The organism is Serratia sp. ASV30, from assembly GCF_016428815.1.
GTDB lineage: Bacteria > Pseudomonadota > Gammaproteobacteria > Enterobacterales > Enterobacteriaceae > Chania > Chania fonticola_C.
Window position 1 is genome coordinate 15,415 of the sequence record NZ_JAELTL010000012.1, and the last position, 21,643, is coordinate 37,057.

At 53.9% G+C, this 21,643-nt stretch carries 20 protein-coding genes; 11 read left to right on the plus strand and 9 right to left on the minus strand.

Features of this window, described 5'->3' with window-relative positions; all coding sequences use genetic code 11:
* The first annotated feature begins 243 nt into the window (after positions 1–243).
* From arnB to JHD74_RS07525, 11 genes are all read left to right on the plus strand, one after another.
* Positions 244–1,398 carry a UDP-4-amino-4-deoxy-L-arabinose aminotransferase gene (arnB, locus tag JHD74_RS07475; protein WP_024530013.1) on the plus strand — a complete coding sequence of 385 codons (1,155 nt, stop codon included), beginning with the start codon at positions 244–246 and terminating at the stop codon, positions 1,396–1,398.
* A complete protein-coding gene (gene arnC / locus JHD74_RS07480) occupies positions 1,385–2,365 on the plus strand; it encodes an undecaprenyl-phosphate 4-deoxy-4-formamido-L-arabinose transferase (protein WP_024530012.1) in 981 nt (326 codons plus the stop codon). The genes arnB and arnC overlap by 14 nt, the downstream gene beginning before the upstream one ends.
* The gene (arnA, locus tag JHD74_RS07485) at positions 2,365–4,347 is read left to right on the plus strand and encodes a bifunctional UDP-4-amino-4-deoxy-L-arabinose formyltransferase/UDP-glucuronic acid oxidase ArnA (RefSeq protein WP_024530011.1); all 1,983 of its coding nucleotides are present in this window, start codon (positions 2,365–2,367) and stop codon (positions 4,345–4,347) included. Before arnC ends, arnA begins: the two co-directional genes overlap by 1 nt.
* Positions 4,344–5,255 carry a 4-deoxy-4-formamido-L-arabinose-phosphoundecaprenol deformylase gene (gene arnD, locus JHD74_RS07490; RefSeq protein WP_199062288.1) on the plus strand — a complete coding sequence of 304 codons (912 nt, stop codon included), beginning with the start codon at positions 4,344–4,346 and terminating at the stop codon, positions 5,253–5,255. The genes arnA and arnD overlap by 4 nt, the downstream gene beginning before the upstream one ends.
* On the plus strand, positions 5,252–6,916 hold the full coding sequence (gene arnT / locus JHD74_RS07495) for a lipid IV(A) 4-amino-4-deoxy-L-arabinosyltransferase (protein WP_199062290.1): 1,665 nt from the start codon (positions 5,252–5,254) through the stop codon (positions 6,914–6,916). The genes arnD and arnT overlap by 4 nt, the downstream gene beginning before the upstream one ends.
* A complete protein-coding gene (gene arnE, locus JHD74_RS07500) occupies positions 6,913–7,257 on the plus strand; it encodes a 4-amino-4-deoxy-L-arabinose-phosphoundecaprenol flippase subunit ArnE (RefSeq protein ID WP_024530008.1) in 345 nt (114 codons plus the stop codon). The genes arnT and arnE overlap by 4 nt, the downstream gene beginning before the upstream one ends.
* Positions 7,254–7,643: a 4-amino-4-deoxy-L-arabinose-phosphoundecaprenol flippase subunit ArnF gene (arnF, locus tag JHD74_RS07505; protein WP_024530007.1), complete on the plus strand. Its 390-nt coding sequence runs from the start codon at positions 7,254–7,256 to the stop codon at positions 7,641–7,643. Before arnE ends, arnF begins: the two co-directional genes overlap by 4 nt.
* A 167-nt stretch (positions 7,644–7,810) precedes the next feature.
* Positions 7,811–8,269, plus strand: a complete 459-nt coding sequence (locus JHD74_RS07510) for an NlpC/P60 family protein (RefSeq protein ID WP_021178133.1) — start codon at positions 7,811–7,813, stop codon at positions 8,267–8,269.
* A gap of 57 nt (positions 8,270–8,326) precedes the next feature.
* Positions 8,327–9,340, plus strand: coding sequence for a lipoate--protein ligase A (locus JHD74_RS07515; protein WP_024530006.1), 1,014 nt, complete (start codon positions 8,327–8,329; stop codon positions 9,338–9,340).
* A 300-nt stretch (positions 9,341–9,640) separates the two neighbouring features.
* Positions 9,641–10,378, plus strand: coding sequence for an EAL domain-containing protein (locus tag JHD74_RS07520; protein WP_199062291.1), 738 nt, complete (start codon positions 9,641–9,643; stop codon positions 10,376–10,378).
* 271 nt (positions 10,379–10,649) lie between these two features.
* A complete protein-coding gene (locus JHD74_RS07525) occupies positions 10,650–12,092 on the plus strand; it encodes a protein adenylyltransferase SelO (protein ID WP_074031020.1) in 1,443 nt (480 codons plus the stop codon).
* Between the two features lie 27 nt (positions 12,093–12,119).
* Here JHD74_RS07525 and JHD74_RS07530 read toward each other — a convergent pair whose 3' ends face one another.
* The 9 genes from JHD74_RS07530 to JHD74_RS07570 all read right to left on the minus strand — a co-directional run bounded on the left by JHD74_RS07530 (position 12,120) and on the right by JHD74_RS07570 (position 21,611).
* Positions 12,120–12,905, minus strand: a complete 786-nt coding sequence (locus JHD74_RS07530) for a heme ABC transporter ATP-binding protein (protein WP_074031021.1) — start codon at positions 12,903–12,905, stop codon at positions 12,120–12,122.
* Positions 12,898–13,902 carry an iron ABC transporter permease gene (locus JHD74_RS07535; RefSeq protein ID WP_199062294.1) on the minus strand — a complete coding sequence of 335 codons (1,005 nt, stop codon included), beginning with the start codon at positions 13,900–13,902 and terminating at the stop codon, positions 12,898–12,900. Before JHD74_RS07535 ends, JHD74_RS07530 begins: the two co-directional genes overlap by 8 nt.
* Complete coding sequence (locus JHD74_RS07540) at positions 13,902–14,732, minus strand: hemin ABC transporter substrate-binding protein (protein WP_074031023.1); 831 nt, start codon at positions 14,730–14,732, stop codon at positions 13,902–13,904. The genes JHD74_RS07535 and JHD74_RS07540 overlap by 1 nt, the downstream gene beginning before the upstream one ends.
* Positions 14,729–15,763, minus strand: coding sequence for a hemin-degrading factor (locus JHD74_RS07545; protein WP_199062296.1), 1,035 nt, complete (start codon positions 15,761–15,763; stop codon positions 14,729–14,731). The genes JHD74_RS07540 and JHD74_RS07545 overlap by 4 nt, the downstream gene beginning before the upstream one ends.
* Before the next feature lie 68 nt (positions 15,764–15,831).
* Positions 15,832–17,904, minus strand: a complete 2,073-nt coding sequence (locus JHD74_RS07550) for a TonB-dependent hemoglobin/transferrin/lactoferrin family receptor (RefSeq protein ID WP_199062298.1) — start codon at positions 17,902–17,904, stop codon at positions 15,832–15,834.
* 93 nt (positions 17,905–17,997) lie between these two features.
* A complete protein-coding gene (gene hemP / locus JHD74_RS07555; protein ID WP_021804574.1) occupies positions 17,998–18,192 on the minus strand; it encodes a hemin uptake protein HemP in 195 nt (64 codons plus the stop codon).
* A gap of 155 nt (positions 18,193–18,347) precedes the next feature.
* Positions 18,348–18,833: a glutathione peroxidase gene (locus JHD74_RS07560; protein ID WP_024529998.1), complete on the minus strand. Its 486-nt coding sequence runs from the start codon at positions 18,831–18,833 to the stop codon at positions 18,348–18,350.
* Positions 18,834–19,573: 740 nt separating this feature from the next.
* Positions 19,574–20,620, minus strand: a complete 1,047-nt coding sequence (locus tag JHD74_RS07565; protein ID WP_021178121.1) for a 3-deoxy-7-phosphoheptulonate synthase — start codon at positions 20,618–20,620, stop codon at positions 19,574–19,576.
* A gap of 169 nt (positions 20,621–20,789) precedes the next feature.
* Positions 20,790–21,611, minus strand: a complete 822-nt coding sequence (locus tag JHD74_RS07570; protein WP_021804571.1) for a pyruvate, water dikinase regulatory protein — start codon at positions 21,609–21,611, stop codon at positions 20,790–20,792.
* Positions 21,612–21,643: the final 32 nt, after the last annotated feature.

Consider the following 21,643-nt stretch of genomic DNA (forward strand, 5'->3'; position numbering starts at 1 on the left):
AAAAAATAAGTAAAAAAATATAACTGCATAACCCAATGATTATGCAACTAATTATTGGTTCCTTGATGAAGAAGTTTTACAGAAGGTTTCCTGATAATAATTTCTCCCTTAAGGTTTAGTTAAGCTTGCCCAAGTACATTGGCAGTTAATCCACCAGTGATCATTCTTTGCGACGTTTACTATTCGTTAAATGTAAAAGTCTTACAGTGGCTTAAAGAAAATCTAGACGTTTGGGGTTTAATTATGGATCAATTCCTGCCTTTTTCACGCCCGGCAATTGGGGATGAAGAAATTGCGGCGGTAGAAAAGGTGTTGCGTTCTGGCTGGATCACCACCGGGCCGCAAAATCAGCAGTTGGAAAGCGAGTTTTGCCGAACTTTCGGCTGCAAGCATGCGGTTGCCGTCTGCTCTGCAACGGCGGGGATGCACATCACTCTGATGGCTCTGGATATCGGGCCAGGGGATGAAGTCATTACTCCTTCACAAACCTGGGTTTCCACCCTCAACATGATCGAATTGCTTGGCGCTACGCCGGTGATGATCGATGTTGACCGGGACACTTTGATGGTCAGTGCAGCCGATGTTGAGGCGGCCATCACCCCACGTACCAAAGCGATTATTCCCGTTCACTATGCGGGCGCACCATTACCGATGGATGAACTGCGCGCCGTGGCTGAACGCCACAACCTCCCCCTGATTGAAGATGCGGCTCACGCCGTAGGCACCCGTTTCAATGGTGAATGGGTGGGCGCGCGTGGTACTGCCATTTTCTCTTTCCACGCCATCAAAAACCTGACCTGTGCTGAAGGCGGCCTGATCGCGACCGATGACGATGAACTGGCCGATCGCGTCCGCTGCCTGAAGTTCCACGGCCTGGGTGTTGACGCTTTTGACCGCCAACTGCAGGGGCGTAAGCCGCAGGCAGAAGTGGTTGAACCTGGCTACAAATACAACCTGTCAGATATTCATGCGGCGATCGCTGTGGTGCAGCTGGCGCGTTTGCCAGAGTTGAACGCCCGGCGCAAGGTGCTGGCGGAACGTTACCTGGCCGCGCTGCAAGATTCGCCTTTCCAGCCGTTGGGGTTACCAGATTACCCGCACGATCACGCCTGGCACCTGTTTATGGTGCGTGTTGATGAACAACGTTGCGGCATTGGGCGCGATCAATTGATGGAACGGCTGAAAGAAGTTGGGGTCGGCACCGGTCTGCATTTCCGCGCCGCCCATACGCAAAAATTCTACCGCGAACGTTACCCACAGCTGTCACTGCCCAATACCGAATGGAACTCGGCACGCCTGTGCACTTTACCGCTGTTCCCAGATATGACCGAAGCCGATGTCGATCGCGTGGTCAATGCCTTGTCTTCCGTATTGGAGTCTTCCCGTGTCTCGCGCTGAACCTATTAGCAAAGTTTCGGTGGTGATCCCGGTGTACAACGAGCAGGAGAGTTTACCTGCCTTGTTGGAGCGCACCACCGCCGCCTGTAAACAACTATTGCAACCTTACGAAATTATTCTGATTGATGATGGCAGCAGCGACAACTCTGCCGCCATGCTGACCGCCGCGGCGGAACAGCCTGATAGCTGCATTATTGCCGTGCTGCTGAACCGTAACTACGGCCAGCATTCCGCCATCATGGCGGGCTTCAATCAGGTCAGTGGCGATCTGGTGATCACCCTGGATGCCGATTTGCAAAACCCGCCGGAGGAAATTCCCCGTCTGGTCAGCGTCGCGGAAGAGGGTTATGACGTGGTGGGTACCGTGCGTGCCAACCGTCAGGACTCCTGGTTCCGCAAGACGGCCTCCCGCATGATCAATATGATGATCCAGCGCGCGACCGGTAAATCCATGGGCGACTATGGATGCATGCTGCGTGCCTATCGTCGCCATATCATCGAAGCGATGCTGCATTGCCATGAGCGCAGTACCTTTATTCCGATCCTGGCCAACACCTTTGCTCGCCGTACCACGGAGATCGAGGTGCGTCACGCTGAACGCGAGTTCGGTGACTCCAAATATAGCCTGATGAAGCTGATCAACCTGATGTATGACCTGATCACCTGCCTGACCACCACGCCGCTGCGTCTGCTTAGCGTGATAGGCAGCGTGATTGCACTGTCGGGCTTCGTGCTGGCGGTGTTGTTGATCGTGCTGCGCTTGGTCTTGGGGCCAGAATGGGCGGCAGGCGGAGTCTTCACGCTGTTTGCAGTGTTATTCACCTTTATCGGTGCACAGTTTGTCGGTATGGGATTGTTAGGGGAGTACATCGGCCGGATTTATAACGACGTCCGTGCTCGTCCCCGCTATTTTGTCCAGAAAGTGGTCGGCGCCAAGCCAACCCAAAATACTCAGGAAGAAGAATGATGAAAGCTATTGTATTTGCTTACCATGATATCGGCTGCGCAGGCTTGAAAGCGCTGACAGAAGCGGGTTATGACGTACAGGCCGTATTTACCCATACCGATGATCCAGGTGAAAACAACTTCTTCTCTTCCGTTGCTCGCCAGGGTGCTGAACTGGAGCTGCCGGTGTATGCACCGGAAGATGTCAATCATCCGTTGTGGGTTGAGCGTATCCGTGAGCTACAGCCGGATATCATTTTCTCTTTCTACTACCGCAATATGTTGAGCGATGAGATCCTGTCTCTGGCTCCAAAAGGTGGTTTTAACCTGCATGGTTCACTGTTGCCACGCTACCGTGGCCGCGCGCCGATCAACTGGGCGCTGGTGAACGGCGAAACCGAAACCGGTGCCACGCTGCACAAGATGGTCAAACGTCCGGATGCCGGTGATATCGTAGGTCAGCATAAAGTGGCGATTTCCGATCAGGACACCGCACTGACGCTGCACAAAAAAGTGTTGGAAGCGGCGCAGATCGTCTTGAAAGAACAACTGCCGAAACTGAAAAACGGTACGGCCAGCCTGACGGTGCAAAACGAAGCGGATGCCAGCTATTTTGGCCGCCGTACCGCTGCTGATGGTGAGATCCAGTGGCACAAGTCTGCTCATGAAATCAACAACCTGGTGCGAGCTGTCACCGAACCTTATCCGGGCGCATTCAGCTATCTGGGGCAGCGCAAGGTGATCGTTTGGCGCGCACGCGTTCTGGATACCGCGCATGATAAGCAGCCAGGCACGGTGCTGAGCACCACCCCACTGGTAATTGCCTGTGGTGAAGGTGCGCTGGAAATCGTGGCTGGCCAGAGCGAGTCTGGTTTGTATGTGCAAGGCAGCCGCCTGGCAGCGGAAATGGGCATGGTGAGCGACGTACGTCTGGCTGCCAAACCAAGCTCTGTGATGAAGCGCCGGACCCGCGTGCTGATCCTGGGTGTCAATGGCTTTATCGGCAACCATCTCACCGAACGTCTGCTGCGCGAAGACCGCTACGATATCTACGGTCTGGATATCGGCTCTGACGCCATCAGCCGCTTCCTGGATAACCCGCGCTTCCACTTTGTGGAAGGGGATATCAGCATTCATTCCGAGTGGATCGAGTATCACATCAAGAAGTGCGACGTGGTACTGCCGCTGGTGGCAATCGCCACACCGATCGAATACACCCGTAATCCGCTGCGCGTGTTCGAGTTGGATTTCGAAGAAAACCTGAAAATCGTCCGCGACTGTGTGAAATACAACAAACGCATCATCTTCCCGTCCACTTCAGAAGTTTATGGCATGTGTGACGATAAAGAGTTTGATGAGGACACCTCGCGCCTGATCGTCGGGCCAATCAATAAACAGCGCTGGATCTATTCGGTCTCCAAACAGCTGTTGGACCGGGTTATCTGGGCTTACGGGGCCAAAGAAGGCCTGAAGTTCACGCTGTTCCGTCCGTTTAACTGGATGGGGCCACGCCTGGATAACCTGGATGCGGCACGTATCGGCTCATCGCGTGCAATCACCCAGTTGATCCTGAATCTGGTCGAAGGCTCACCGATCAAGCTGGTGGACGGTGGGGCGCAGAAACGTTGCTTTACCGATATCAACGACGGTATTGAAGCGCTGTATCGCATTATTGAAAACCGCGATGGCCAATGTGATGGTCAGATCGTCAACATCGGCAACCCAACCAACGAAGCCAGTATTCGTGAGCTGGCGGAAATGCTGTTGGCCAGCTTCAATGAACATCCGCTGCGCGGCAATTTCCCGCCGTTTGCCGGTTTCAAGGACGTGGAAAGCAGCAGCTACTACGGCAAAGGGTATCAGGACGTTGAGCACCGTACGCCAAGCATCAAGAACGCGCGCCGCCTGCTGGGCTGGCAGCCGACGATCGCCATGCAGCAAACCGTTGCCGAAACTCTGGACTACTTCCTGCGTACCACGGTAAAGGAAGGTGATGGTGCATGAGGAAGGTCGGCCTGCGAGTTGATGTAGACACCTTTAGCGGTACCCGTGAAGGGGTGCCGCGCCTGCTGGAACTGTTTGCCAAGTACGATATTCAGGCCAGCTTCTTCTTCAGCGTCGGGCCGGACAACATGGGGCGCCACTTGTGGCGCCTGCTTCGTCCCCAATTCCTGCTGAAAATGCTACGTTCCAAGGCCGCCTCCCTGTACGGCTGGGATATCCTGCTGGCGGGGACCGCGTGGCCTGGGAGGAATATTTCCCGATCTTTGGGGCCGTTGATGAAACGCACGTTGGAGATGGGCCAAGAAGTGGGTTTGCATGCCTGGGATCATCAAGGGTGGCAGGCCAAGGTGGGGAAGTGGTCCAAACCCGAGTTGACGCACCAGGTTCAGTTGGGCATTGATGCGCTGTCAAACGCGATCGGTCAACCGGTCCGATTTTCGGCGGTGGCGGGGTGGCGTGCCGATCAGCGCGTCGTGGAGGTTAAGCAAGGTTTTAGTTTCGAGTATAACAGTGATTGCCGTGGCACCCACCCGTTCCGTCCGCTATTAGAGAATGGCCAACCGGGCACGGTGCAAATCCCCGTGACTCTTCCAACCTTTGATGAGGTGATTGGTCGTGAGACCAGCATGGCGGATTTCAATGATTATATTTTGCGAGCGATAGAAAACGATCGTGGGGTGCCTGTGTACACCATACATACCGAGGTGGAAGGCATGTCGCAGTCGGCCATGTTCGAACAACTGTTACAGCGTGCAAAACAGCAAGGTATCGAGTTCTGCCCGCTGAGTGCATTGCTGCCCCAAGATGTGTCATCACTGCCGTTAGGCCGCATTACTCGCGCACCATTTCCTGGCCGAGAAGGCTGGTTGGGTTATCAAACCGAAGTTGGGGGAGAAAAGGTTTCATGAAAGCGTTGAAAGGATCCTGGGCCATTGTATTGGCCATTTTTTTTGCCCTGGTGTATCTGCTGCCGGTGAATGGGCGGCTGCTATGGCAGCCGGATGAAACCCGCTACGCCGAAATTAGCCGTGAAATGCTGGCGCGCGGAGATTGGATAGTGCCTAACCTGCTAGGCCTGCGCTATTTTGAAAAACCGGTTGCCGGTTACTGGTTTAACAACATTAGCCAGTGGTTGTTCGGCGATAGTAACTTTGCCGTGCGCTTTGGCTCGATATTCAGCACGGGCCTGACTGCCTTACTGGTCTTTGCTCTGGCCTGGCTGATGTGGAAAAATGCGCGTCGTGCCTATCTGGCGGTGCTGATCTTCCTGTCGATGGTGCTGGTATTCAGTATCGGCACTTACAGCGTGCTCGATCCGATGATCTCGCTGTGGCTGACGGCAGCCATGGTCAGTTATTACCTGACGCTGAAAGCCTCCACCGCCAAAGGTAAGCTGGGTGCCTATGTGTTGCTCGGGCTGGCCTGTGGTATGGGCTTTATGACCAAAGGCTTCCTGGCGCTGGCGGTGCCGGTGATTGCCGTTATCCCCATTGTTATTCAGCAGCGTAAGGTCAAAGATCTGTTCTGCTATGGGCCAGTGGCGATTGTGGTGGCGGTACTGCTCAGCCTGCCGTGGGCGCTGGCGGTGGCCCAACGAGAGCCGGACTATTGGAACTACTTCTTCTGGGTGGAGCATATTCAGCGCTTTGCCGAAGACAATGCCCAGCATAAGGCACCTTTTTGGTATTACATCCCGATCCTGATCGCTGCGGTACTGCCGTGGTTGGGGTTATTGCCAGGTTCCCTGCTCAAGGGATGGCGTGAGCGTGTGCAGCGCCCGGAGCTGTTTTTCCTGTTGAGCTGGGTGGTGATGCCGCTGATCTTCTTCAGCATCGCCAAAGGCAAGTTGCCTACCTATATTCTGCCTTGCATGGCGCCGTTGGCACTGCTGATGGCGGCTTACGCCGAGGATTGCGCGGGGCAGTTACGTACTCGGGTATTCAAGATGAATGCCGTGCTAAATGGCCTGTTTGGGCTGATTGGCATTATCGCGTTGTTGCTCATCGGCTCAGGTGTGTTACCTAAAGTGCATCTGTTTACCGCCGATGAGTGGCCGAAAATCGTGCTCGGCCTGATTGCCTTTGGTGGTTGGCTGCTGTTTGCCGTGATTTCCGCTCGTGATAACGCGAAACGCTGGACCTGGGCGGCCGCTTGCCCGCTGCTGCTTTGTCTGTTGATCGGTTACGCTATTCCGCAACAGGTGATCGACTCCAAGCAGCCGCAAAACTTCATTCGTGAGAATATAGCTACGCTCAGCCAGAGCCAGTTTGTGCTGGCCGATCGCGTGGGTATCGCCGCAGGCCTGGCCTGGGAACTGAAACGCAGCGATGTGCTGATGTACGGTGAAAAAGGCGAGCTTACTTATGGCTTGGCGTATCCCGATGCGCACGGCCACTATATCAGCGAAGAAGATTTTGCTGGCTGGTTGGCTGAGGCTCGCAAACAAGGGGATGTGTCACTGATCATGCAACTCTCCCGTGGTGAGCACGTGCCGACAGATTTGCCAACGCCAGACAGCGTTGTCGAGATGCATCGCATGGCATTGGTATGGTACAAGCAGCAGCCATGATGGCGTATTTATTGGTGATCCTGGTTAGCCTGTTCACCTGTGCGGGGCAGCTGTGTCAGAAGCAGGCTGCCCTTACCTGGCAACAGGCTGGCGAGCGGCGGCGGGCTTTAACGCTGCGCTGGTTGGCGCTGGCAGTATTGTTATTGGGGCTGGGCATGCTGGTGTGGCTAAATGTATTGCAGCGCCTGCCGCTCAGCTTGGCCTATCCGATGCTGAGCCTCAACTTTGTCCTGGTGACGCTGGCGGCACGCTGGTTGTTTAACGAGCCGACCACGGTGCGCCACTGGTGCGGCGTGGCGTCGATTATGCTGGGGATCCTGATGATGAGTCTGCAATCATGAAAGGTTATCTTTGGGGGGCGGGCAGCGTTCTGTTAGTCACGTTGGCCCAGCTGTTGATGAAATGGGGGATGGGGCAGATCCCGCTGTTGTCCTTTGCCGATGTTACCTGGCCGTTACTCAACCAGTATGGAATGGCCTTGCTGGCGGTAGCCGCCGGGATTTTCGGCTATGGATTATCAATGCTGTGCTGGTTCTTTGCGCTTCATTACCTGCCGCTGAACCGGGCTTATCCGCTGTTGAGCGTCAGTTATGCGCTGGTTTACCTGGCGGCGGTGATCCTGCCCTGGTTTAATGAATCGGCCACCTTGCTCAAAACGCTGGGGACAGTGTTTATTCTGTTCGGCGTCTGGTTGATTAATAGCCATCGGGCGGAAAAAAACCGTTAATAGCGGAAAAAACGCTGTCGATTCGAATATCTCACGCACAAAGCTTGCCTTTTTATTATCTTGGGCGATAAATTAACGCCAAACAGCATTCTCCTTACCTGGAGTGGCGTGGTGAAATACCGCAGGCGGTTGATCCGGTTCGGTGTTCAAGTGAAAGGTAAAATGCGATGCGTGTGTGGTTTCTATTAGCCAGTTTAATTCTCGCCGGTTGCAGCAGCCATGCGCCACCGCCGAGTGGCCGTTTGTCCGATTCCATTGTGGTGGTAGCGCAATTGAACGAGCAACTGCGTCAATGGTATGGCACTCCGTATCGCTACGGCGGGCTGGATCGCGGCGGTGTTGACTGTTCCGGCTTTGTCTATCGCACCTTCAGCGATCGTTTTGATATGCAATTACCGCGCTCCACGGCGCAGCAAACCGGGCTGGGGACCAAAGTCTCGCGCGACGAGCTGATGCCGGGCGATCTGGTGTTCTTTAAAACCGGCAGCGGAGAGAATGGCCTGCATGTGGGGATCTACGATACCAACGACGAGTTTATTCATGCCTCGACCAGCAAAGGCGTGACGCGTTCTTCACTCAACAACGTTTACTGGCGCAAGGTGTACTGGCAGGCGCGCCGGATTTAACGACCCAAACCCCCTATCTGGTGTATTATGGCAGCACTGCATGATGAGGTGACTGCCATGAATTCCTTACGTTTATTGATTTCTGATTCCTACGATCCCTGGTTTAATCTGGCGGTAGAAGAGTGCATCTTCCGCGAAATGACCACGCAAAAAATCCTCTTCCTGTGGCGTAATGCCGAAACCGTGGTAATTGGCCAGTCGCAGAACCCGTGGAAAGAATGCAATACCCGGCGGATGGAACAGGATGGCATTCGTCTGGCACGGCGCAGCAGCGGCGGCGGGGCGGTGTTTCACGACCTGGGCAATACCTGCTTTACCTTTATGGCCGGTAAGCCCGGCTACGATAAAACCGTTTCTACCGGCATTATTTTGGCGGCGCTGAAACAGCTTGGGATTGATGCATCGGCTTCCGGGCGTAACGATCTGGTGGTTGAAACGGCCGACGGAATGCGCAAAATTTCCGGTTCAGCCTATCGAGAAACCCAGGATCGTGGCTTTCATCACGGTACGCTATTGTTGAATGCCGATCTCAATCGCCTGGCGGATTATCTCAATCCCGATCCGAAAAAATTGCAGGCGAAAGGCATCACTTCTGTACGTTCCAGGGTCGCTAACCTGGCCGAGTTTGTGCCAGAAATAGACCATCAGCAGGTTTGTGACGCCGTTATTCAGGCTTTCTTCGCCCATTATGGTGAAACGGCACAGCCGGAAGTGATCTCCCCGGATGTCTTCCCTGACCTGCCTGATTTTGCCCAGCAATTTGCCAAGCAGAGCAGTTGGGAATGGAATTTTGGCAAAGCGCCAGCGTTTAGCCACTTGCTGAATGAACGATTTACCTGGGGTGGGGTGGATATCTTTTTTGACGTCGAGAAGGGCGCGATTGTACGCGCGCAGATATTCACCGACAGCCTCAACCCTGCGCCATTACAGACTTTGGCCGAAAAGCTGGTGGGATGTGCCTATCGCAGCGAGGCGTTGGCAGACTGTTGTGCACAGCTGGTAGCGCAATATCCACAGCAGGAGAGCGAGCTTAGTGAGTTGCAGCGTTGGTTGTTGGAAACCATTAAGTAGTGCTGTGTGGTAAATAAGTTAGGAATTTTATTAATGAAATCAGGTGGTCGCCGCATCACCTGATCGTTGAACATAAAAAATAACTCACGCATTGCGTAAAGCTTTTAATGTGTAACGATAGATGCCGCAAATATAATTATCGCACCTGACTGCCTGAACAAAAAAACATCGCTAAAGCTATCAATTACTTGGCAACGCCTAGCTAATCACATTACTATTTATGAACTATTCCCGAGGGATTGATCGGTATAACTTATTGTTATACGATGGTTTGCACGCCATTAAGCCTCTGGCATTAAAATGAATATTCAATCTGACGTTGATTTTATTAGTCAGTACGTCTTCTTGCCGATTTACGCCATGACGGGAAGATTGCTGGCGGTGGAACTTCTCACCCGTTTTACTGGTTCGGGCGACAACCTGGCGATGCCTACGGAGATCGGCCTGCGGTTATTAACCCCAGAACAAAGGATTGAGTTATTCAACGACCAACTCACGCTGGCTGAAAAGCACGCGTCATGGTTTGTTGCCAGCGGGGTGACATTGACCATTAATATCGAAGAAACGGTTGTCGATTGGTTACTTGGCAGCGAGACATGTCGTCAGCGAGTGCAGCAGTTGCCGTTTATTGCTTTTGAAATTAATGAGAGTTTTCCCAACCTTTCCGCGGGGAAAGACAACGGAAAAATCCGCTTGTTAAGTTCCTACTTTTCGCTTTGGCTCGATGGTTTCGGTTCTGGCAAAGCGACGTTGGCCGCGTTGTACGATGGTTTATTTGATTTTGTGAAGATCGACAAACGCTTTTATTGGCAATTGGTTACCCATCAGGGATATGACCTGGTTATCGATTCACTGCTTAAGAATATCAATCAACTTTGTAAGGGAGTTATTGTTTGCGGCATTGAGAAACATGAGTATTTCAATAAACTGACTAACACCGGTGTTTTAGGGCTACAGGGGTTTTTATGGCCTGCCATCAGTGTGGATAATCTGCGGTCTCTACGCAGGATTGCTGAAGAGTTCGATAATAATAGCTGATTTTTACTTACATACCGGGGTAAATAGTGGACTGGATGATTTTTACCGTGATCCCAGTACTGATAATTATTGTCGCTTTATCATTGATAAAGCACTTTAGCCATGCGCGTAGTAGGTCATTAAAAGACTCACGCCGCAGGCGCTAAATAACCAAGCTGCAGCTTTTTAGTCTACCGCGCCCCTGCAGGTTATCGGCCAGTGGCGAATCCCTTGTAAATCCTCCGTGTTAATCCGCACCTCCAGGCTCTACACTAAGCGTTACGGAGGGCCTATGCCGCAATTTGAAAACGCTTATTACCAACAACTGCCCGGTTTTTATACCGCACTGCAGCCGACGCCGCTTAAAGCGGCCCGTTTACTGTATTACAGCCAGCCACTGGCTCAGGAACTGGGGCTGGACGCAAGCTGGTTTACCCCGGAGAAAACGCCAATCTGGGCAGGGGAAACCCTGTTGCCCGGCATGCAGCCTTTGGCGCAGGTTTACAGCGGCCATCAGTTTGGTTCCTGGGCGGGTCAGTTGGGAGATGGCCGGGGGATCCTGCTGGGCGAACAGCGGCTTGTGGACGGCCGCAGTATGGACTGGCATCTGAAAGGCGCTGGCTTAACGCCATATTCACGCATGGGCGATGGGCGGGCGGTGCTACGCTCGGTGATCCGTGAATTCCTGGCCTCCGAGGCGCTATACCATCTGGGGATCCCGACGACGCGGGCCCTGACAATTGTCACCAGCGAACATCCTGTGTTCCGTGAACAACCGGAGCGCGGGGCAATGCTGCTGCGGGTGGCGGAAAGCCATGTCCGCTTTGGGCATTTCGAACATTTCTATTACCGCCAACAGTCGGAGCAGGTCAGGCAATTGGCGGACTTCGTTATTGCCCGCCATTGGTCGCAATGGGTTGATGAGCAGGATCGCTATCTGCTGTGGTTTACCGATGTGGTGGAACGCACCGCTCGTATGATTGCCCATTGGCAGTGCGTGGGGTTTGCCCACGGCGTGATGAATACCGACAATATGTCGATCCTCGGCCTGACGATGGATTATGGACCTTATGGCTTCCTTGATGACTACCGGCCCGATTATATCTGCAACCACTCCGATCATCAGGGTCGTTATGCGTTCGATAACCAGCCTGCCGTGGGGTTATGGAACCTGCATCGATTGGCACAAACGCTATCCGGTTTGCTGAGTGCCGAGCAGTTACAGCAGGCACTGGCCGCCTATGAACCGGCGCTGATGCAGGCTTATGGTGAGCAAATGCGTGCCAAACTGGGCTTGTTTACCCAGTCAAAACAGGATAACGATCTGCTGACCGGCTTATTGAGCCTGATGGCGCAAGAGGGACGTGACTACACTCGCACCTTCCGCTTATTGAGCGCCGTTGAGCAGCAGCAGGCGCAAACGCCATTGCGTGATGACTTTATCGATCGCGGCGCCTTTGACGGTTGGTATCAAAAGTATCGCCAGCGCTTACAGCTTGAGCAGGTGAGTGATGCCGAGCGCCAGCAAGCGATGAAGCTGGCGAATCCTAAACTGATTTTGCGTAATTATCTGGCGCAGCAGGCTATCGAAGCGGCAGAGCAGGACGATGTCAGCAAGTTGGCGCGTTTGCACCAGGCGTTGCTGCAACCTTTCGCCGACGATGCTCAGTATGACGATCTGGCGGCCTTGCCACCGGATTGGGGCAAGCATCTGGAAATTTCCTGTTCGAGCTGAATGTAGCAAGCCCTCCATGGCTTACCGTTACTGACGTAAAAACACCTGCGGCAGTGCGGTCTCCGGGTGGGCGGCGACACCGAGATCTGCCTGATACCAACGTGTCAGGATATCTGTCTGCAATACCTGCTGTGGGGTACCGGAAGCGACCAGGCGGCCCTGATGCAACAACAGAATACGATCGGCATACAGCGCGGCCAGATTAAGATCGTGCAATACGCAACAGACCGCCAACGGCTGCTGACGCGTCAGGGAGCGCAGCAGGCGTAAGGTATGCTGTTGATGATACAGATCGAGCGCCGAGGTGGGTTCATCAAGAAATAACCAGGATGGTGCGGGTTGCGGCTGCCACAACTGCACCAATACTCTGGCCAGTTGCACCCGTTGCTGTTCCCCGCCGGAAAGCTGGCGGTAATCACGTTGGGCCAGGCTGGTGCAATCGGTCTGCTCCATCACCTGTTGGATCGCCCGTTTGGCATCGCGCCCGCTATGCGGAGAGCGACCCATGGCAACCACTTCTTCCACGGTAAACGGAAAGGCCAGTTCGCTGTGTTGACGCATTACCGCCCGGACCTTGGCTAACTGCTGCGGTTGCCACTGCTCAAGCGGTTTACCTTGCAGGCGGCACTCGCCACAGTCTGCTGCCAGATAACCAGTAAGTAAGCGTAGCAGGGTCGACTTCCCCGCGCCGTTGGGGCCGATAATCGCCACCATTTCGCCACTGGTGATGCTGAGGGAGACATCGGTGATCAGCCTGCGATCCCCCAGGTTGTAACGCAATTGCCGTGCTGTCAGCTTTGATGAATCATCCACCGGTGCGCTCCCGCTGGCGCATCACCAGCCACAGAAAATAGGGACCACCGATCAGGCTGGTCATCAGGCCTACCGGCATTTCTGCCGGAGCGATCAGCGTCCGTGCCAGCGTATCGCTCACCAACAGCAGGCAGGCACCGCCGAGGGCAGAGGCTGGCAACAACCAGCGGTGATCGCCCCCAAGCCGCATACGCACCAGGTGGGGTACCACCAGGCCAATAAAGCCGATCACGCCACTCATCGCTACGGCAGCCCCAATCAGCAGAGCGCTCAACAGTAGCAACTGCAGCTTGGCGCGTTGCACATTAACTCCAAGGTAATGTGCTTCTTCATCACCCAGCTGTAGCAGATTCAAACGACGAGCCTGTAACAGCGTCAGCAATGCGGCTGGCAGGATCAGCGAAGCGGACACTACCAGGGTAGGCCACTGTGACTGGCTAAGGCTGCCCATCATCCAGAGTGAAAACTGACGTAATTGCTGGTCGCTACTGAGGTACGACAGCACACCAATCGCCGCCATGCACAGCGCATTGATGGCGATACCGGCCAGCAACAGCCGAGAAAGGCTGCCGTGCCCGCTGCGGCTGATGCCGTAAATCAGTATCGAAACCAGCAGGCTGCCAAGAAACGCCGCCAGCATATGGCTGTATAGCGCGATGAGCGGGGGCAGGGCCAGCGGCATGACGATCACCAGGGCCACGAACAGTGCGCCGCCGCTGCTGATCCCCAACAGGCTGGGATCGGCCAAGGGGTTCCGGAACAGCCCCTGCATCACCGCGCCGGAAACCGCCAACGCGCATCCGATCACTACGGCCAATAGCACGCGAGGCAGGCGTATATTCAGCCAGATATGCCAGGAGGCATCGCTGAGAGGAGCCTGCCACAAGGTGCGAAATGATAGTGTCAACGCCCCCAGGTTAGCGGCCCCAAGTGCCAGGATCGTCAGCAGGATCAGCAGGCTGACGATCGCCAGGCGGGGCGAGGTTCGGCAACGCATTACTTTTGCTCCGCCGCTTTACGCAACAGGCCCAGCGCCTGCGGTGTTTCAAGACCAAAACCGAGCAGCGCCATATCATCAACGATCAGCACGCGGCGGTTTTTCCCCGCCGGTGTCAGAGCCATGCCGGGCAACAGCCACAGGTTTTCCTGGCCACCGATGGAGCGAACGCCATCGGTAGTCACCAACAGCAAGTCTGGTGCGCTGGCAATCACGCCCTCTTGCGAGAGCGGGCGGTAACGGCTGAAACCTTGCATCGCGTTTTTCAACCCAGCCGCTCTGATAATGGCATCTGCCGCGGTTTGCTGGCCCGCCGCCATGGGGGTGATACCTCCGTGACTCATCACGAACAGCACTTTCACCGGCAGCGGCGTATTGGCTACCGCTGCCAACTGTTGCTGATAGCGTTCGGCCAACTGCTTGCCTTGGCTACTGCGGTTGACTGCCCCGGCTATCACGCTGATTTTTTCGGGCACCGCCTGTACAGAGGTATCCCCAGGGATACGCACCACCTTCACACCACTGTCTTCCAACTGCTTCAGCACCAATGCTGGCTCCGCCAACTCGGTGGTCAGGATCAGGGTGGGTTTCAGCGCCAGGATACCTTCGACATTCAGTTGGCGCATATAGCCCACGTCTGGCAATGTCTGCACCGCAGCAGGATGTAGGCTGGTACTGTCTCGAGCCACAACTTCATCACCTGCGCCCAGCGCTAAGGCAATTTCGGTCACGTCACCCCCTATCGAAACAATCCTCTCTGCCGCCACGGCGGCTAATGGAAATGCCAGCGCAACGCACAGCGCCAGGCGACGAAACAATGAAGCTATCATGCGGCGACATCCTTCGGTTCAAGTGCAGCAACCTGTTCACGCCACTGCAGCTGCTCCGGTTGGCCTTCGGTACGTTGCCCGTAAAGTTGGGCGATCTGGGTGCCATCGGCGGCAAATAGCTCCAGGCTGGTGACCATGCCATCTTTGGTTGGTTTGCGTGTGATCCAGCTTTCGGCGATCGCCCCTTCAATCAGGTGCAGGGTAAAGTGGCGGTTGAAGATGTTGACCCAGCCGTCCTGCGGCATCAGACGTTCGATCTGGCCGGTAAAGATCTGCACGCAGCCCCGGTTGCCGACGAAGATCATGATTTCGTTTTGCGCAGTCTTGGCGGCTTCCAGGATCGCCGTCAGCGAGCTGTTGTCCACGCGATAGGCAAGATCGTTACCCACGGCGCGGAAGGCCTGCTGACGGGTCAGATTATTACGGCTTAGCAGTTGGAAGAACTGGTGGACGTCGGTCATGGCACGCCAGTCGGCATCGATTTTGGCGGTATCCGGCGCGCTGTTACTCTCTTTAATCTCGACCGGTTGCAGCTCCAGTGCCGAGTTTTCCGCAGTCTGATGGCGCTCGACCAGGGCGAACCAGGCGGCGAGATCGGTTTCGTCGGTGGTGTACACCTTATGCAGCGCATCGCCTTGATGATCAAAGAACTGGATGCTGTGGCGCACGCCACGCTTGTTGGTTTCACTCAGGGCAAAAACGCTGTCCCATTGGTTGAGGAACAGGCGCAAATCCAGCTCGCGCGGGTTGAGGATCAGCCCAGCATGGCCATTGAGGTGCTGATTCTGATAACGCCCAACTTGCTCGTGTACCGCATAGCTGTTACGCGTGATGGACTTGGTGACGCCAACCTGTTCCAGTTCGGTCAGCAGCGTACGGGCATCGGCTTGCAGGCGACGAGCATCGTGGCCGACGCGGGCATGGGTCAGTTCGGCTTCGCTGATACCCAACAGCTCGGCCAGATCGCGGGCATATTTACCTGGGTGATCAATTTTCGCCTGCTCATAACGTTGGTATAGGGTCTCGCTCATTATTTTTCTTCCTGTGCTTGTGGGGGGAGGAGCGGGCAAAAACGGCCTGCCCGCTGTGGTTCAATGGGTTACCACTGATAGCTGACCAGCAGTTTGGCGTTACGACCGTCCTGCGGAATGCCCTGTGGTGAGTAATATTCTTTATCGAAGGCGTTCCCCAGGACCACGGTAGTGGTGACGCCCTGCAGGTCTTCGCGGCCTTTATAGCTTAGGTAGAAATCGTTCACGCCATACCCGGCCTGTTTGGTGTAGCCGGTAGCCACGTTATGCGCACTCTGTGCAAAGGTTCCGACCCAGCCAGTGGATAAACCGGTCTCGGCAATAGGAATATCCAACACGCTGGTGACCGTATCCGGGTTGACACTGGGGAGCCAGTCACCCGTAGTTTCATCTTTTCCACGTGTGCGGTTGTAGGCCAGATCCAAACCGAACCACCGGGTTTTATAGTTCAGCGAGGTATCCCATCCCCAAATCTTGGCGCGAGCGATATTGGTTGAGAAGGTGGTACAACTGATGCAGTACATGCCACGTGGGCCACGGCCTAACTCCATGGTGACACCGGTAGTGATATAATCCCTGGCTTTGGTATCGAAGTAGCTGGCCTTGAATTGCAGGCTGTCGTCGGCCATTAACAGATCGTCAAAGCGTAAGCCGAAACCGTATTCCTGCGTGGCGTTGGTTTCTGGCTTCAGATTTGGGTTCGGCACCCAATAGTTGGTGATCGTGGTTGGCCCCATCGGGATCGAGAAGTGCTTGGAGTCGTTGTACATCTCACCCATGGTCGGTGCGCGGAATGCCTGAGCATAGGAGGCAAACATCATCAACCAATCAGTAGGGGTAACGCTCATCGCACCACGGGATGACCACTTGTTGGCGTTGACGTCGTCATAACCGTCGCTAGAGCCTTTGAAATTGTCATAACGCGTCCCGGCCAGGAAAGAGACAGGCAAGTCGCGCAGCGTGATCTCATCTTGCAGCCAGCCGGAAGCGAAGTTGATCTTGGCCTGTGGGAAGCTTTCTGTTGCGCCCCCCGGCGTCTGTTCCTGCCGGTAGGCTTCGCTACCATAGGTGAACAGGTGTGAAGCGAAGCTGTCGGCGAACAGGCGGGTACGGTTTTCCAGCTTGCCACCTTTGGTGGTTTGTTTGCGAGCTTCATCTGCGCTGCCGTCCGTATGCGCATTGATCTCTACTTCGGAGTAATAAATCTTGGCATCGGCATCCAGCCAATCTTGGCCTGTAGGTTTGAGCTTATAACCGAGCTGTGCGTCACGCTGAATCGTAGAACGGTCAGTTAACACATTACTGCTTGAAACATCAGGCGTTTGCGGATTTTTGGGTTCTTGTGCCCGGTTATTGTAATAGCGCAGGTTACCGCTCAGGGACTGGTTGTCATCAATGGCCCAGGCGCTTTTGGCCAGAACGTTGCTGATGGTCTCATCGTTCGGTGCATTAAAGCCATCGCCTTGGCGAATATTGCCGACATCGCGAGTGCCGAAAGAGATCAAACCATCGAGATCGTCAGTTTTACCGTAAGCGCTGGCACCCATGCCAAGGCTATGATCGCCGCTAGCTGCCGTGCCGAACACGCGGTAGCCGGAGTTATGGCCGGGCAAAAGCAGATCGGCGGCATCAACGGTTTCATAGGAGATAACTCCACCTAATGCGCCACTGCCGTACAACAGTGCTGACGGGCCACGCACTACTTCAATACGTTTTACCAATCCAGGATCCAGGAAGGTGCCATTGATATGGCCGGTATCGGTTCCCTGACGAATACCATCAACCAGGATCAGCACACCACGGCGATCGTAACCCCGCATCATGATGTCTTGCCCATTGCTCCGGCCGGTACCGGTCACGGTAACCCCAGGCACATGACGCAGCATATCGCCGGCGGTGGTGGCGGTTTGGCTCTGAGGGCTGTTGCCGTCGATCACCGTCACCATCATCGGCGCTTCAAAACTGCTGCGCTGATTACCGGTGGCGACCACGGTCATGGCCTCATCTCTGTTTTTTTCTTGTGCCTTGGTGGCAGCGGAAACACTGGTGTCGGTCTGAGCAAAAACCACCGTAGGCAAAGCGCAGGCAATGGCCAGGCTTAATGCGGATAAACGCAGCCGGGAGGCAAAAATGGCAGGCATGTGCAACTCTCCGTATGACTCAACATATCAATAGATTTGCTGGCTGCCTGGATCGCAAGATCGGGGTGGCTGGCGTTAAAAGGAACTAAGACGTTATTTGGTTAAGATCAATTTTCCCGCTTTGGTTTGGCGAAGTTGATAGCGTTGTCCTTGATGGATGATCACCGCCAGCCCATCCGTGCCCAGTAGTTCGGCACTGTCGAAGCAGGGCGGTAAAGCGGCAGGAGCACTGCCGTCAGGAGTAACCAAAGCGTTGTTGGACTGTTGGCAATTATTGAGATTGTCCATAAATTCAACCGGTAAATGGTAATTAGTATCAAATTGATAATCATTATCATGTGAGCAAAAGGTTACATCAAGGGAAATTTTCTTACCGATGGAACCTTTTTGTCGTCATGCTTACCGGAGCTAGATTGATTGCGATCAATTTGCTGATAAAACGGCTATTTCAACAGGGTTTCGATACGGCCGAACAGGCGCTCAGGTTTGGTGATGGGGGCAAAGCGTGTGATGCGCTCGCCATCGGCGGTGAGCAGGAATTTGGTGAAGTTCCACTTGATACGTTGGCTGCCTAACAGACCGGGAGCACGGCGTTTTAACTCGCTGAACAGGGGATGCGCCTGCGCGCCGTTGACGTCGATCTTGCTGAACAGCGGAAAGCTGACGCCATAGTTGAGAGTGCAGAAGTTGGCAATCTCCAGCGGGTTGCCTGGCTCCTGCCCGCCAAACTGATTGCAGGGGAAGCCCAGCACCATCAACCCTCGTGAGCGATAATACTGCCACAGCTTTTCCAAGCCTGCATACTGCGGGGTAAAGCCACACTTGCTGGCGGTATTGACCACCAGGTAGGCTCGCGCCGGAAAGTCGGCCAGCGTTTTATGTTCCCCTTGCAGGGTGATACAGGGAATGGACAGCAGTGAATGGTTCACAGAAGGGCTCCAGATCGGTTTAGCTCGGATGTTTGGCCAGTATAGCTGAATGAGGTAAGAATACTTCGTAGAATATGGCATCAATAACCTGATTTAGGTGATGAAAATCCGATAATGTAGTGTTAAAAATTTCCACTTACTCGTTGAAAAGCAATAATTAAATTAAAATAAGCATCACATGTAAATGTCATACTATATTGAGAATGTTTAATTGATTGAGTAATAATAGGTGTTCAACTTTTATTTTACAAGCATTGACGCTTGGATTTTTGAATGTGAATATTATTTTTCGTGGTGTCGATGTAAATAGGGAAAGTATGAGCTAGTTATTGTATAGGGAGATGATATGAGTGTGTTAAATATGGGATTTCTAATATTATCAGTCTGTTGTCACTTTTTTGTGGGTTCGAGAATATTTCCAGACGTTAAGAAAAATACAATGACACTTGCCTCTTTGATGCTTTTTTTTGCAGGGGTATTTAGTGGCTATAAGATTTTCACTGCAAATTTTTGCATTATTCTCATGCTATTGGCTTGTGTAATACGGTGGGTTAAAGGAAAGAAATGCCTAAAAGAAATAGATAACATAGGTATGTTGTACGTAAATCTTTCTTTCATGCCTTTTTTGGTTTTTATGATTGGGTGGATGAATTATTGAGTTTTCAATCCCATCACGAAAGTGATACTGCGTGAACGAATAAATGAGAGCCAGCAGGCCAAAAGCATGCTGGCTAAAATAATCAGAAACGGGTATCTACCGCGTCGGCCAGCATAGCCAGCAACTGCTCGCTGTCCGACCAGCTCAGGCAAGGGTCGGTAATGGATTGGCCGTAGGTTAGTGATTGGCCAGCCACGATCTTCTGCGTGCCTTCCACCAGGAAGCTTTCGGCCATCACGCCAGCGACGGCCACGGAGCCTGCACGGATCTGTTGGCAGACGTTTTCCGCCACTTCCAACTGGCGGCGATGCAATTTCTGACAATTACCGTGGCTGAAGTCGATCACCAGCTGTTCAGGTAAATCAAACTCGCGCAAGCTATCACACGCGGCTACCACATCGGTCGCGTGATAGTTTGGCGTCTTGCCGCCGCGCATGATGATATGGCCATAAGGGTTGCCGCTGGTCTGGTAAATGGTCATCTGGCCGGTTTTGTCTGGCGACAGGAACATATGACCGGCGCGTGCAGCACGGATGGCATCAATGGCGATGCGGGTATTGCCGTCGGTACCGTTTTTGAAACCAACCGGGCAAGAGAGCGCCGAGGCCATTTCACGGTGGATCTGGCTTTCGGTGGTGCGAGCGCCAATTGCGCCCCAGCTGATCAGGTCGGCAATATACTGGCCGATCACCATATCCAGGAACTCGGTCGCCGTTGGCAGGCCAAGCTGATTCACTGACAATAGCAGCTTGCGCGCCATCTCAATGCCACGGTTGACCTGATAGCTGCCGTCCAGGTCGGGATCGGAAATCAAGCCTTTCCAGCCCACCACGGTGCGCGGTTTTTCAAAATAGGTACGCATCACGATTTCCAGGCGGTCCTGATAGCGCTCGCGCAATACGTTAAGGCGGGTGGCATAGTCCATCGCCGCATCCAGATCGTGAATGGAGCAGGGGCCAATCACTACCAACAGGCGTTTATCTTCGCCAGTTAGGATTTTTTCGATACGTTTACGTGACGCTGTCACGTTATCGGCTACCGATGCTGAGATCGGCAACTTCTCTGCCAACGCCTGAGGCGTGACCAAGCTGTCGATGCGCGCGGTCCGCAGTTCATCTGTTTTGTGCATGATTGTCTCTAAAACTTGTTCTTCGCGACGGCAGGAATACCGGGAAGTGATGGCGATCACAATAACGCAAAAACCGCTGAATTCAACCGTAGAGATTGTGATCTGCTGATTAAAACCGGTAAAAAAGCACAAAAGAGGGGCATAGACGACTATCCGCCAGCCCCTACTATCAGAACATCCGCCGGCTCATACCGAGGATATCGAGGATCTTGGTGGAGATCTCCTCCACCGAATAGTTGGTGGTATTGAGATAGCGGATCTGATTCTTGCGAAACAACGCTTCTACTTCGGCAACTTCCATCCTGCATTGGCGCGGGGAAGAGTAACGGCTGTTTTCGCGGCGTTCTTCGCGGATCGCCGTTAACCGCTCAGGGTTAATGGTCAACCCAAATAACTTATGTTGAAACGGTTTTAACGCGGCGGGTAGCTGCAAATTATCCATATCATCGGCGGTAAACGGATAGTTGGCCGCGCGGATACCAAATTGCATCGCCAGATACAGGCTGGTGGGGGTTTTACCACAGCGGGATACGCCGAGCAGGATCACCTGCGCCTGATCGAGATTGCGCAGCGATATCCCATCATCATGGGCCAGGGTGTATTCAATGGCCGCGATCCGGGCGTCATACTTACCCAGGTTGTTTTCGGTGAGCCCGTGGGTGCGATTAGGCACCGGCGTTGGATCCACCGCTAATTCACCCTGTAGCGGGCCGACCAGGGCTTGCACGATATCCTGGCAGAACCCTTCACTTTGGGTGATCACCTGGCGCACTTCCGGCGAGATAATCGAATAGAACACCAGTGGACGCACCCCGGTCTGCTGGTAAATATCATTGATCTGTTGGCATACGCCCCGCGCACGCGCTTCGGTTTCCACAAAAGGTAGAGTGAAAGTGGTGGCCTTGACGGGAAACTGTGACAGCACCGCATGCCCCAATACTTCGGCGGTAATGGCCGTGCCATCCGAGATATAAAAAACGCTTCTTTCCACCCATAACTCCTTAATGCCTGAAACGACTGATA